Genomic DNA, 12,597 nt, shown 5'->3' on the forward strand with positions numbered 1-12,597 from the left:
CATATCACGAGGAACAGAACATGGCTGATGGCAAGTGGGATTTCTGGATCGATCGTGGCGGCACATTCACCGATATCGTCGGCCGTGCGCCTGATGGCGAACTGCATCAGCGCAAGCTGCTGTCGGAAAACCCGGAAGGCTACAAGGATGCCGCCATTCAGGGCATTCGTGACCTGCTCGGCGTCGGCCAGCAAGAGGCCATCCCTGCCAACCGCGTCGGCCATGTGAAGATGGGCACCACCGTTGCCACCAATGCGCTGCTCGAGCGCAAGGGCGACAGAACCCTTCTCGTCATCACGAAGGGTTTCCGCGACGCATTGAAGATTGCCTATCAGGCCCGGCCCGAGATCTTTGCCAAGGAAATTCTTCTTCCCGAGCAGCTCTACGAACGCGTCATCGAGATCGACGAGCGCATGTCGGCCAAGGGCGAAGTCCGCCGCGAGCCCGACATCGCATCGCTCGAGACCGCCCTCGCGGCAGCGCGTGAGACGGGCATCGAATCCGTCGCGGTCGTGCTCATGCACGCATGGCGCAATCCCGATCACGAGATCGCGGTGGAAGAGGCTTGCGAGAAGGCCGGTTTCCCGCAGATTTCCGTCAGCCACAGGATATCGCCGCTGATCAAGCTCGTCGGCCGCGGCGACACGACCGTGGTCGACGCCTATCTCTCGCCCATTCTCAAGCGCTATGTCGACCGTGTTGCGGGTGAACTCGGCGCCACACCGGCCGGCGAAGACGGTCCGACACTCCAGTTCATGATGTCGTCCGGCGGCCTGACCGCGGCCGACAAGTTCCGCGGCAAGGATGCCATCCTCTCAGGCCCCGCCGGCGGCGTTGTCGGCATGGTCGAGACGGCCGAACTCGCCGGCTACTCCAACGTCATCGGCTTCGACATGGGCGGCACCTCGACAGACGTGGCCCATTATGACGGAGACTATGAGCGCGTCTTCGACACCGAAGTCGCCGGCGTGCGCATTCGCGCGCCGATGATGCGCATCCACACGGTCGCAGCCGGCGGAGGCTCGATCCTGCATGCCGACGAAGGCCGTTTCCGGGCAGGCCCGGATTCCGCCGGCGCCAATCCCGGACCCGCCTGCTACCGGCGGGGCGGCCCGCTGACGGTGACCGACGCCAACGTCATGCTTGGCAAGTTGCAGCCCGACTTCTTCCCGGCGATCTTCGGCCCCGACCAGGATCAGCCGCTCGACCGAACGGCGGTGGCGAAACACTTCGAGGAGTTGGCGCGGGCCAATCCCGGCAAGTCGGCCGAGGAGATCGCAGAGGGGTTCATCACCATCGCTGTCGAAAACATGGCAAACGCCATCAAGAAGATCTCCGTGCAGCGCGGCTATGACGTGACGAAATACCTGCTCAACTGCTTCGGCGGCGCCGGCGGACAGCACGCCTGTCTGGTCGCCGATGCGCTCGGCATGGAGGCGATCCTCATCCATCCCTTTTCGGGTCTTCTCTCCGCCTACGGCATCGGCCTCGCCCGCGTCTTCGCCTCGCGGCAGCAGGCCCTGATCGCACCGCTCGGCGCCTCAAGTCGCGAGCTCGTCGAAAATGTCATCGGCGAACTCGAAGCCGGTGTCATCGCGGAAATGGCGGAACAGGGGATTGCGGCCCACATGATCGCATCGCGCCCCGTGCTCCAGCTGCGCTATGACGGCACCGACACCACGCTTCCCATCGCGATGGAAACCCTCGATCTCGACCGCGCCAAGGCCGATTTCGAAACCGCGCACAAGGCGCAGTTCGGCTTCATCTACGACGACAAGGGCATCGTCATCGAAGCCGTTTCGGTCGAGGGTACCGACATCTCCGGCGGCAAGCGCGAGGAACGGGAACATGCCCTCGATGAGCGCCAGATCGCCGGCGACGAAACACGGCAGATCCATTCCGGTGGCGCCTGGCACGATGCAAGGGTGATCCGGCGCGAGAGCCTGAAGCCGGGCAATCGCGTGAAGGGGCCCGCGCTGGTGATCGAGGCCAACCAGACCATCGTGGTCGAGCCGGGCTGGACGGCCGAGATCAACGCGCGCGACCACGTGATCCTGACCCGGCACGAAAAGCTCGACCGGGCGATGGCGATCGGTACCGATCACGCCGATCCCATCCTGCTCGAGGTCTTCAACAACCTCTTCATGTCGATCGCCGAGCAGATGGGCGTGACGCTGCAGAACACCGCCTATTCGGTCAACATCAAGGAGCGGCTCGACTTTTCCTGCGCCGTCTTCGATCGCAATGGAGCGCTCGTGGCCAACGCGCCGCACATGCCGGTGCATCTGGGCTCGATGGACCGTTCCGTGGAAACGGTCATCCGCCTGAACGAGGGCAAGATCAGACCCGGCGACGTTTTCGCGCTCAACGCCCCCTACAATGGCGGCACCCACCTGCCGGACATCACGGTCGTCACCCCGGTCTTCGCCGACAATTCCGACACCGAGATCCTGTTCTGGGCCGCCTCGCGCGGTCACCATGCCGATGTGGGCGGAACGGCGCCCGGCTCGATGACGCCGCTTGCGACCACCGTCGACGAGGAAGGCGTGCTGATCGACAATTTCAAGCTCGTCGATCAGGGGCGCTTCCGGGAAAAGGCACTCGAAGACCTGTTGACGGACCATCCCTACCCCGTCCGCAACGTCACCCAGAACGTCGCCGACCTGAAGGCGCAGATAGCGGCCAACGAGAAGGGCGTTGCGAACCTCAGGAAGATGGTCGCGGACTTCGGTCTCGACGTCGTCGAAGCCTATATGGGCCACGTTCAGGACAATGCGGCCGAGAGCGTGGCGCGTGTTCTGGAGAAGCTCACCGATTCCGAATATGCCTATGAAACGGATACCGGCCAGACGATCCGCGTCAAGATAACCGTCGACCGCGAAAAGCGCGAGGCGACCGTCGACTTCACCGGCACGTCGGAAGCGCGCGAGAACAATTTCAACGCGCCGGAACCGGTGGCCCGGGCTGCCGTGCTTTACGTCTTCCGGGTGATGGTTGAAAAGCCGATTCCGATGAATGCCGGCTGCCTGCGGCCGATCAACATCATCATCCCCGAGGGCTCGATGCTGAAACCGGCCTATCCGCGCGCCGTGGTGGCCGGCAATGTCGAGACGTCGCAGCATGTCACCAACGCGCTTTTCGGCGCCTTGGGTGCGCTCGCCAATGCCCAGGGCACGATGAACAACCTGACCTTCGGAAACGACACCTACCAGTATTACGAAACGATCTGCTCCGGCTCGCCGGCCGGCTACCACAATGACGGGAGCGGCTTTGCCGGCACGTCGGGCGTCCATACGCACATGACCAACTCCCGGCTCACGGACCCGGAAATTCTGGAGATGCGCTTCCCGGTGGAGCTCGAGGACTTCCATATCCGGAAAGGATCAGGCGGCAAGGGCAGATTCAATGCCGGCGACGGCACCAGGCGCACGATCCGCTTCCTCGAGCCGATGGAAATGGCGATCCTGTCCTCGCACCGGAACCGTCCGCCCGAAGGCATCGACGGCGGCAGCGCCGGACAGGTCGGCAAGACGGAGATCCGCCGCAAGGACGGAACCATCGAGGTTCTGAAAGCCTGCGACCAGACGATGCTCGATGCCGGCGAAGCAGTGATCCTGACAACGCCGACGGCGGGCGGAGCCGGTCGAGGCTAGCCGACGACCTTGCGCAGATGGCGCGGGTCGGATTCGAAGCGCGCGGCGTGGAGACCGGCCTGCGCTGCACTCATCCCGGGTCTGTGCGAGGTTTCCACCACGCAGGCGCCGGGGAAATGCGCCGCGAAGCTGAAATCCTCCGCATCGTGAAGGTTTTCGAGCCGAACCTTGAGCCCCATCGCATCGGCAAAGAGGTTGACCGCTTCCGCCATGTCGCGGTCGGACCGCGCCGCGGCCGCATGGCGCAAGCGGCCCGCATCGATGCGCCAATGGTCGGCCGGCGAATTCGCGGCACGCGGAATGTCGAAGCGGCCTGCGACCAGATCGGCCGTGGCAATGCTCACGCCGATCGCCCGCAATGCCATGAGATTTTCCTTCGCGCGGCTGTCTGGCTCGTGCCCCAGATGGCGCAGGTCGACTTCGAGAATGAAACGCTCCGGGCGTTGCCCCACCCTTGTGATCCTGTCCGCGAATTCTCCGGCGAAACCGGACTTCCGGATCGATTTCGGAGAGAGGGACAGCGTCACCGTCAGATGATCCGGCCAATGGTCGATGTCGCGCAGAACCGTTTGGATCAGCCACTCGTCGAGGGCAAACTCGAAGCCGGCGATCTGCGAGACCGAGCTCCAGTCGCCGATCCAGCGAACCGAGGCGGCGAAGCCGGACGGCTTGAGCGTACTGGTCTCGACAACCGGCTGATAGCTCACGGTGAAACGATCTTCTGCAAGCGCCTGTTCGAGCGCCTGCTCCGCACAGGATAGCAAGGCCAGCCCGTCGTCGAGCTCCCCCTTGTGGATGGCATGGCGCGCAAAACCGCCGGCCTTCGCGCGATAGAGCGCCAGATCTGCGCGCTTGAGAGCCGCCGCCAGCGTATCGTCGCTTCCCTGCAGGAAGGAAATGCCGATGCTGCCCGACGTCTCGATCATGTTGCCGGCATGGCTGATCGGCCTGAACAGCTTCTTGCTCAGCACCTGCACATAGGCCTCGAGTTCCTCCTCGCCCCGCGCACCTTCCGCCAGCACCACCAGTTCGTCCCCGCCGAGCCGATAGGCGCGGCTTTCTAAATCGCAGGCCGATTTGAGGCGCCTGGCGAGCGTGCGGAGAACCTCGTCGCCGGCATCGTGACCGAGCGTGTCGTTGATTTCCTTGAACCGGTCGAGGTCGATGAGGATGACGGCGGCCAGCGTTTCGTCAGCGTCACCCGTGCCGGCGAGGGTCGTGGTATCGCGCCGCAACGCATGGCGGTTGGACAAACCGGTCAGCGCATCGTGATAGGCCAGGTGATACAGCTCGACGACACCGGCCCGCTCGGCCGCAAGCAGCCGCTCGCTCTCGTCCAGTCGGCGACCGGCACGTGCGGCCACGTAGCCGAACCCCAGAGCAAAGGAAAGGGCTGCGCAATTGACCAGCGGACTGTCGGCAAGCGAATTGAAATAACCATAGATCGGGTGCCCGCTGGTCAAACCGACCGACAGGCATACCAGGGACGTCAAGGCCCCTATCGCCGAGCCCGCGATTGCATATCGCGCTTCCATGCTCGACGGAAAAATATTCAACTTCATGTCAAATACTCCCTCAAGGCCTACAAACTTACAGGGAAGAGTTTTAACAAAAGCTGAGAGTTAACCCGGCGCGATGGATGTGGTTAACATCCGGTGTAACGCCTGCACCGCAAGGCTTTGCGGGCCATCACGTCCGGATGGTGGAACACCTCGAATCCGTGTATCAGGATCCAATGTACAAACTCACCGACACGATCATCGCGAAACTTTCACGTGCCCTGCCCGCTCTGGCCGCGGGAGGGCTTGCGACGATGATGCTCAGCGCCTGCAGTCCGTCGACCGGCCCGGCAGACATCCTGTCGCCCGTTTCGCTGACCTCCACGACATCGACGGTGCGCGCGCTGCCCTACGGCGATTCCGATCCGGTCGATTTCGGCCCGCTCACCCCGGCCCGCCATCCTGTTCACGGCATCGACGTGTCGAAATACCAGGGCGCGATCGACTGGCCGGAGGTCCGGAAGGCCGGTGTCGCCTTTGCCTTCATCAAGGCGACCGAGGGCGGCGACCGCGTCGACAGCCGTTTTGACCACTACTGGCGCGGCGCGAATGCAGCCGGCATTCCGCATGCACCCTACCACTTCTATTATTTCTGCACGCCCGCGGAGGTTCAGGCGCGCTGGTTCATCCGCAACGTGCCGAAATCCGCGGTGAAGATGCCGCCTGTTCTCGACATGGAATGGAACCCGGCATCTCCCAGCTGCAAGCTGCGGCCGGACGCAGCCACCGTGCGCAAGGAGATGCGGACGTGGCTCGACATCGTCGAACGCCACTTCGGCAAGAAGGCGATCATCTATACCACCGTCGACTTCCATCGCGAGAACATCGACGGACATTTCCGCGACCACCAGTTCTGGCTGCGGTCGGTCGCCGCTCATCCCGGCGACATCTATCCGAACCACCCCTGGAGCTTCTGGCAATATACCGGAACCGGAAAGATGCCCGGCATCGAGGGTGACGTCGACATCAACGCCTTCGCCGGAACCCGGGCGGAATGGCGCGAATGGCTGGGCAAGCACGGTAGCTGACCGGACGTCGCAATGACGCCACGAAATAGGCTAGGCTTCTGCGCACCAACAGATCGGGAGACCTTCATGAAACACACGTCCTTCGCCCTCGCCCTGCCGCTCGCCATGCTCATGGCGGGAACGGCCTCTGCCCAGACCGCCGCTTGCGGCGGCGACTTCGGACAGTTTCTGCAAGGTGTGAAGGCGGAAGCGGTGACCACAGGTGTGCCCGCCAACGTGGCTGACAGCGCATTGTCGGGCCTGTCCCCAAACCGCAAGGTTCTTTCGATGGACCGCTCTCAGGGCGTGTTCAAGCAAACCTTTCTGGAATTCTCGAAACGCACCGTCTCCGGCTCGCGCATGCAGATAGGCCAGAAGAAGATGCAGCAATATGCCGACACATTCGCCCGCGCCGAAGCGCAGTACGGCGTGCCGCCGGCAGTCATCACCGCATTCTGGGCACTGGAAACGGACTTCGGTGTCGTACAGGGAGACTTCAACACGCTGCAGGCACTTGCCACGCTCGCCCATGATTGCCGCCGGCCGGAACTCTTCCGCCCCCAGCTGATCGCAGCCCTGAAGATGGTCCAGCACGGCGACCTCGACCCGCGCGGGACCACCGGCGCATGGGCCGGCGAGATCGGTCAGGTGCAGATGCTGCCCGAGGACATCATCGCCCATGGCATCGACGGCAATGGCGACGACCATGTGAAGCTGAAGGAAACGCCCGAGGACGTGATCATGACGGCGGCGAACTTCATCCAGTCGCTCGGCTGGCGCGCCGGCGAACCTTGGCTCAAGGAAGTCACTCTTCCCGCCGGGATGCCGCTCGACAAGTCGGGTCTCGATCAGGGCATGACCACGGCCGACTGGCTCGACATGGGTGTGAAATTGCGCGACGGCTCGAACCCGTCCGGCTCGCTGCGCGCCGACCTTCTCCTGCCGCAGGGCAAGGACGGTCCCGCGTTTCTCGCGTTCCCGAATTTCAACGTCTATCTCGAATGGAACAAGAGCTTCATCTACACCACCTCCGCGGCCTATTTCGCGACCCGCCTCGCCGGTGCCGAACGCTATGAAGCCGGCAGCGCGGACAATGGATTGAGCGATGGCGAAATGAAGTCGCTCCAGCAGAAGCTGGCGGCCAAGGGCTACGATGTCGGCGAGATCGACGGGATTCTGGGCGGCGGCACACGTTCTGCCGTCCGCACCGAACAGATCCGTCTCGGCATGCCGGCCGACGGCTGGCCGACCCGACAATTGCTCAACGCGCTCTGAGAAGAGCTTACCCGTTCCGGCGCGGCTGGCTGGGCGACGGATTTTCCGTCTTCTCGCCTTCCGCCGGCCCCGGATCGGCGTCCGACACTTCGGCGGCGGCAGCCACCGTCGCCGCCTGCCTCGCCCGCGCCGCTTCCACCTGCTCCCGCAGCTTGCGGCTGCGCTTCTGGTAGACGGCAAATCGCGCGGCGCGGTATCTCAGCCGCCCCCACCAGAAGGCGTCGCTCAACGATTCCCGTCGGCGCGAAACCTCGCCCAGCTCCCCCTCATAGGCAAGCCTGAGCGCCTCGCGATAGGTCCCCAGTCCGCTGGCTGCGATCCGCTCGACGCGTTCCATCAGGTTGAACCAGATCGGCGAGAAGAGAAGCGATACCGCGGTGATCGCGATCGCAAGGCGGTAGATGTCGTAGCCCAGCGCGCGCGTCGACCAGCCCGCGGCCGCCAGCACGAAGGAAAACTCCCCGATCTGCGCCATGGAAAGGCCCGCCACCAGCGCGGTTTTCGGCTCGGATCCGGTGGCACGCAGAAGTGCAATGTTGAAGACCGTCTTCACCGAGATCACCAGGAACGAGGCCGCGAGCACCAGAACGATATTGGCCGTGATGAAATCGAGATCGATCAGGAGGCCTATCGACAGGAAGAACACCACCACCAGCACGGACTGGATCGGCTCGATGACGGGAATGACGCGCGAGCGCAGGGTCGAATTGCCCACGATGATGCCGGCAAGAAAGGCGCCATAGACAGGCGAGAGGCCGGCCAGACCGGAGAGCGCGGCCGCCAGAAAGCACAGCGCCAGCGAACCGAGCGCCAGGAGATCGACATTCTCGGCCACCTTCGAGGCGAAGGGGACCTTGAGCTTGGGGTGACTGCCGAACCACCAGAGAATTCCGCCAAGCAGGGCGACGGCGACGACCACCTTGAGCGTCACGTCACCGAGATCGAAAGTGCCGCCGCCGAGACTCGAGACCAGAATGAGCATCGGCACGACCGCAAGGTCCTGCGCAATCAGCACCCCGACGGCCACACGCCCGGGTTCGGCGCGCAGTTCGCCCATGCCGTCGAGCATCTTCATCGCCACGACCGTGGAGGACAGCGCGATGATGAAGCCGAGGATGATGCCTTCGGCGAAATTTGCGCCCAGCCAGAGCGTGAAGATCGCAGCAAGCAGCATGGAGACGATGAGCTGTCCGCCGGCGACAAGCGTTGCCTGCCTGAGACTGGTAATGAAGGCCTTGATCGACAATTCCATGCCGATGAAGAACAGCAGCACGACAACGCCCATTTCGGCGAGCAGCGAGACGTTCTCCGACGTGTGGATCACGCCCATTCCCGTCGGACCGAGAGCCAGCCCGGCGAGGATGAAGCCGACCAGCGGCGGCTGGCGCAGATACATGAAGCCCAGTCCGAGGAAAGCGGCGACCGCCACGGCAATGGCAATGCCGACGAGCGGGTCGCCACCATGGGCGGCGTGGCCCACGGCCTGGCCGACCACGTCCACGACCGTTTGTTCGACGGCACCGCCCGCCGCTTTGACCGAGCCAGAGATGTGTTCTTGCATGCATCGCTCCTTGTTCAGGAAACCTAATACATGCCTGACGAGATTGGGAGCGTTTCAACAGCTTTCGATCAAGGACAAGGCTGGAAGCCCCGCGAACGCGGGCATTTCCGGGAGGCGCGCTATGGTTGCCATGCACAAGACTGCGCCTGCGCCTTGTGATTATTCTAGAATGTCAGTATGAAATTCGAACCACGTCGTGCAGTTTCCGCGTGATACCGAGGAGAAATGGAAACCGGCATTGATGAGGGTCAACATAGTTTTGGGAGGAACTATCAATGAAATTTCAGGATCTTACACTGGCGGCGCTGGCCTCGACCATGCTGGTTGCCGCGTCGGGGCCGGCACTTTCCGCACCGCAGACGCTGAAATGGGCGCATGTCTATGAAGCCAGCGAACCGTATCACACCTGCGCGGTCGCCGCGTCGGATCTGCTCTCCAAGGCCACCGACGGGCGCTACAATATCGAAGTGTTCCCGGCATCGTCGCTCGGCAAGGAAGTCGACATCAACGAGGGCCTCGGCCTCGGCACGGTCGACATCATTTACACCGGGCAGCTGTTCGCAGGCCGGTCCTACGGCCCGATCGCCATCGGCGGCGCACCCTACATGTTCCGCGACTACGATCACTGGGACAAGTACCGCAACTCGGACCTCTTCAACGAAATGGCAAAGGGCTATGAGGATGCGTCGGGCAACCACATCACCTCGATGACCTATTACGGCCAGCGCCATGTCACCTCCAATGTCGAGATCAAGACACCGGAGGACATGAAGGGGCTGAAGATCCGCGTCCCGAACGCGCCCCTCTACATGATGTTCCCGCAGGCCGTGGGCGCCAACCCCACCCCGATCGCCTTCGCCGAGGTCTATCTGGCGCTCCAGCAGGGTACGGTCGACGCGCAGGAAAACCCGCTGCCGACCATCCAGGCCAAGAAGTTCTACGAGGTGCAGAAATACATCACGCTGACCGGCCATATCAGCGATGCGCTGATGACCATCGTCGGCGGCCCCACCTGGGGCTCGATGAGCGAAGACGACCAGAAAGCGCTCGACGGCGTGCTCGACGAGACGGCCGAATGCGCGACCTCCCAGATCATCGAGAAGGAGAAGGAGCTGGTGCAGTGGTTCAAGGATAACGGCGTGACCGTCAACGAGGTTGACCGCACGCCGTTCCGCGAGGCCACGATGAAATTGCACAACGGCCCCGACGCCACCTGGGATCAGGCCACCTACGACAAGCTGCAGGCGATCGAGTAACCGAAGCCGAAATCACGCGTTGCGCGGCGGCCTTCGGGCCGTTGCGTATCAGTTGCTTCGGAGGTTCCCTGATGTCGCCCGATGACAAGACCGATGACCAGACCTCGTTTGCCGATCTGATCCACGAGGAAGACGAAGACCTGACCGGTTTCCAGTGGGACGACGGTTTGGTCCTGATCGTCTTCTGGGCTCTGGCCTTCGTGGTCTTTCTGCAGTTCTTCACCCGCTACGTGCTCAACGATTCGCTTGGCTGGACCGAGGAGATCGCGCGCTTCCTCCTGGTGACGGTGACCTTTCTGGGCGTCGTCATGGCAGTCCGGCGCGAAAGCCAGATTGCCGTGGAACTCGCCTTCCGCTGGCTTTCCAGGCCGCTCCGCAAGGCGCTGCAATATTTCATAGATGTCGTCTCGATCGGTTTCTACGGCTTCATGGGCTATCTCTGCGCCCAGGTGGCTGCGCGGACACAGCAGAAAATGGTGTCCATCGATTTCCCCAAATCATCGATCTACTGGTTCATCTGCGCCTGTTTCGCGGTCATGACCCTTTATGCGCTCATCAACTTCTGGCGCCATTTCCGCACCGGCAGCTCTCGGCTGATCGATCCCGAAACCGCCAAGGCCATGGGCCCGTCGCTGTGACTGAAGGCATGCCATGCTTCTGACCCTTCTCTTCGTTCTGGTCTTCGCACTGATCGCACTCGGCATTCCCGTTGCGATCGCGCTCGCCGGCTCCTCGCTGGTCTTCATCCTCATCGACGGCCATGTCCCCGGCCTCGTCGTCGCCCACCGGATGATCAACGGCGTGGATTCCTTTCCCTTGCTCGCCGTTCCCTTCTTCATCCTCGCCGGCAACCTGATGAATACGTCGGGCATTACCGAGCGCATCTTCGACTTCGCCAAGGCCCTTATCGGCTGGCTGCCCGGCGGACTGGGGCACGTCAATATCGGCGCTTCGGTGATCTTTGCCGGCATGTCGGGCGCAGCCGTGGCCGATGCCGGCGGACTTGGCGCCATCGAGATCAAGGCGATGCGCGACGCCAAATACGATCCGGGCTTCGCCGTGGGGATCACCGCCGCCTCCTCGACCATCGGCCCGATCATCCCGCCCTCCCTGCCGATCGTCATCTACGGCGTGGTCGCCGGGGCCTCGATCGGGCAGCTGTTTGCAGCCGGGCTCATTCCGGGCCTGCTGATGGCAGCCGCGCTGATGATCATGGTGGCCTTCTACGCCCACCGATACCGCTATCCGCGCGACCAGGCCTTCCGGTTCGCCATCCTCGGCCGCGCCTTCATGCGCGCCTTCCTGTCGCTGCTGACGCCGGTCATCATCGTCGGCGGCATTCTGACGGGCGCCTTCACACCCACCGAAGCCGCCATCGCCGCCTGCGTCTGGGCGCTGTTTCTTGGCCTCATCGTCTACCGCACACTGACACTGCGCCGCTTCCTCAAGGTCTCGATGGACACCATCGAGACCACCGCGGTGGTTCTCTTCATCGTCGCCGCCGCCTCGATCTTCGCCTGGATCCTGACCTCGAACCGCGTGCCCGAGCATTTTGCGGCACTGCTGCTGAGCGTGTCGGAAAACCCGATCATCATCCTGCTGCTGATCAACCTGATCCTTCTGGTGGTCGGCTGCTTCATGGAAACGGTCGCGGCGATCACCATCCTGGTACCCGTCCTTCTGCCGATCGCCATGCATGTCGGCGTCGATCCGGTCCATTTCGGCGTGATCCTGGTGCTCAACCTGATGATCGGGCTGCTGACACCGCCGGTCGGCATGGTGCTCTACGTGCTCTCGCGCGTCGCCAAGGTACCGTTCGAACGCTGCGTCAGCGCCACGGCCCCTTTCCTCATTCCGCTGTTTGCGGTGCTGTTGCTGGTGACCTTCTTCCCGATCTTCACCATGTGGCTGCCGACGCTCATCTACCGCTAGGCCGTGGACCGGTGGCGGTTCACAGCTTGTCGAACTCGTCCTTGTCGCGCGGAATGAGCATGACTGCCGAGGCCATCACCGCGAAGCCGAAGGTGACGCCGAAAGAGTTGAAGAGGATGAAATAGGCCACGATCCGGCTCTGCGAATGATTGACCAGATCGCCGAAGCCATTGATGTTGAAGTAGAGAACCGACGCCGCGATCAGCCATCCGACGAGGATGCCGAAGGCGGTATTGATGAGCAAGAAGCGGATCAGTTTGGGCATTGTCCCGATCCCGTGAGCGCGGAACCCGAATGTGCCGCGAGGCACGATCCTAGCATGACGGCAGCCGCCGACCAATACATCTCGCCAAT

9 protein-coding genes are annotated in these 12,597 nt (G+C 62.9%); 6 read left to right on the forward strand and 3 right to left on the reverse strand.

Going from position 1 to position 12,597, the window contains the following annotated elements; translation table 11 throughout:
• Positions 1 to 20: 20 nt before the first annotated feature.
• A complete protein-coding gene (locus tag E2A64_RS16520; protein WP_133285623.1) occupies positions 21 to 3,653 on the forward strand; it encodes a hydantoinase B/oxoprolinase family protein in 3,633 nt (1,210 codons plus the stop codon).
• Here the strand turns inward: E2A64_RS16520 and E2A64_RS16525 are convergent.
• Positions 3,650 to 5,215 carry a GGDEF domain-containing protein gene (locus E2A64_RS16525; RefSeq protein WP_133285624.1) on the reverse strand — a complete coding sequence of 522 codons (1,566 nt, stop codon included), beginning with the start codon at positions 5,213 to 5,215 and terminating at the stop codon, positions 3,650 to 3,652. The two genes, E2A64_RS16520 and E2A64_RS16525, sit on opposite strands and share 4 nt — an antisense overlap.
• 251 nt (positions 5,216 to 5,466) lie before the next feature.
• Between E2A64_RS16525 and E2A64_RS16530 the strand changes: the two genes are divergently transcribed.
• Both E2A64_RS16530 and E2A64_RS16535 read left to right on the forward strand, forming a co-directional pair.
• Entirely contained in the window at positions 5,467 to 6,240 is a 774-nt protein-coding gene (locus E2A64_RS16530; RefSeq protein ID WP_133285841.1) for a glycoside hydrolase family 25 protein, read from the forward strand.
• A 105-nt stretch (positions 6,241 to 6,345) separates the two neighbouring features.
• Positions 6,346 to 7,494 (forward strand): lytic murein transglycosylase, encoded by a 1,149-nt coding sequence (locus E2A64_RS16535; RefSeq protein ID WP_244598364.1) that lies wholly within the window; start codon positions 6,346 to 6,348, stop codon positions 7,492 to 7,494.
• A gap of 7 nt (positions 7,495 to 7,501) precedes the next feature.
• Here E2A64_RS16535 and E2A64_RS16540 read toward each other — a convergent pair whose 3' ends face one another.
• Positions 7,502 to 9,055, reverse strand: a complete 1,554-nt coding sequence (locus tag E2A64_RS16540; protein WP_133285626.1) for a cation:proton antiporter — start codon at positions 9,053 to 9,055, stop codon at positions 7,502 to 7,504.
• A 275-nt stretch (positions 9,056 to 9,330) separates the two neighbouring features.
• Here E2A64_RS16540 and E2A64_RS16545 point away from each other — a divergent pair, with 275 nt between their 5' ends.
• From E2A64_RS16545 to E2A64_RS16555, 3 genes are all read left to right on the forward strand, one after another.
• Entirely contained in the window at positions 9,331 to 10,311 is a 981-nt protein-coding gene (locus E2A64_RS16545) for a sialic acid TRAP transporter substrate-binding protein SiaP (RefSeq protein ID WP_133285627.1), read from the forward strand.
• Between the two features lie 71 nt (positions 10,312 to 10,382).
• A complete protein-coding gene (locus E2A64_RS16550) occupies positions 10,383 to 10,949 on the forward strand; it encodes a TRAP transporter small permease (RefSeq protein ID WP_133285628.1) in 567 nt (188 codons plus the stop codon).
• A 13-nt stretch (positions 10,950 to 10,962) separates the two neighbouring features.
• On the forward strand, positions 10,963 to 12,243 hold the full coding sequence (locus tag E2A64_RS16555) for a TRAP transporter large permease (RefSeq protein WP_133285629.1): 1,281 nt from the start codon (positions 10,963 to 10,965) through the stop codon (positions 12,241 to 12,243).
• 19 nt (positions 12,244 to 12,262) lie between these two features.
• On the opposite strand, the gene E2A64_RS16560 is transcribed toward E2A64_RS16555, so the two are convergent.
• Positions 12,263 to 12,508, reverse strand: a complete 246-nt coding sequence (locus E2A64_RS16560) for a hypothetical protein (protein ID WP_133285630.1) — start codon at positions 12,506 to 12,508, stop codon at positions 12,263 to 12,265.
• Positions 12,509 to 12,597 lie beyond the last annotated feature (89 nt).

Origin of the sequence: Pseudohoeflea suaedae (assembly GCF_004354915.1) — a bacterium.
Classification (GTDB): domain Bacteria; phylum Pseudomonadota; class Alphaproteobacteria; order Rhizobiales; family Rhizobiaceae; genus Pseudohoeflea; species Pseudohoeflea suaedae.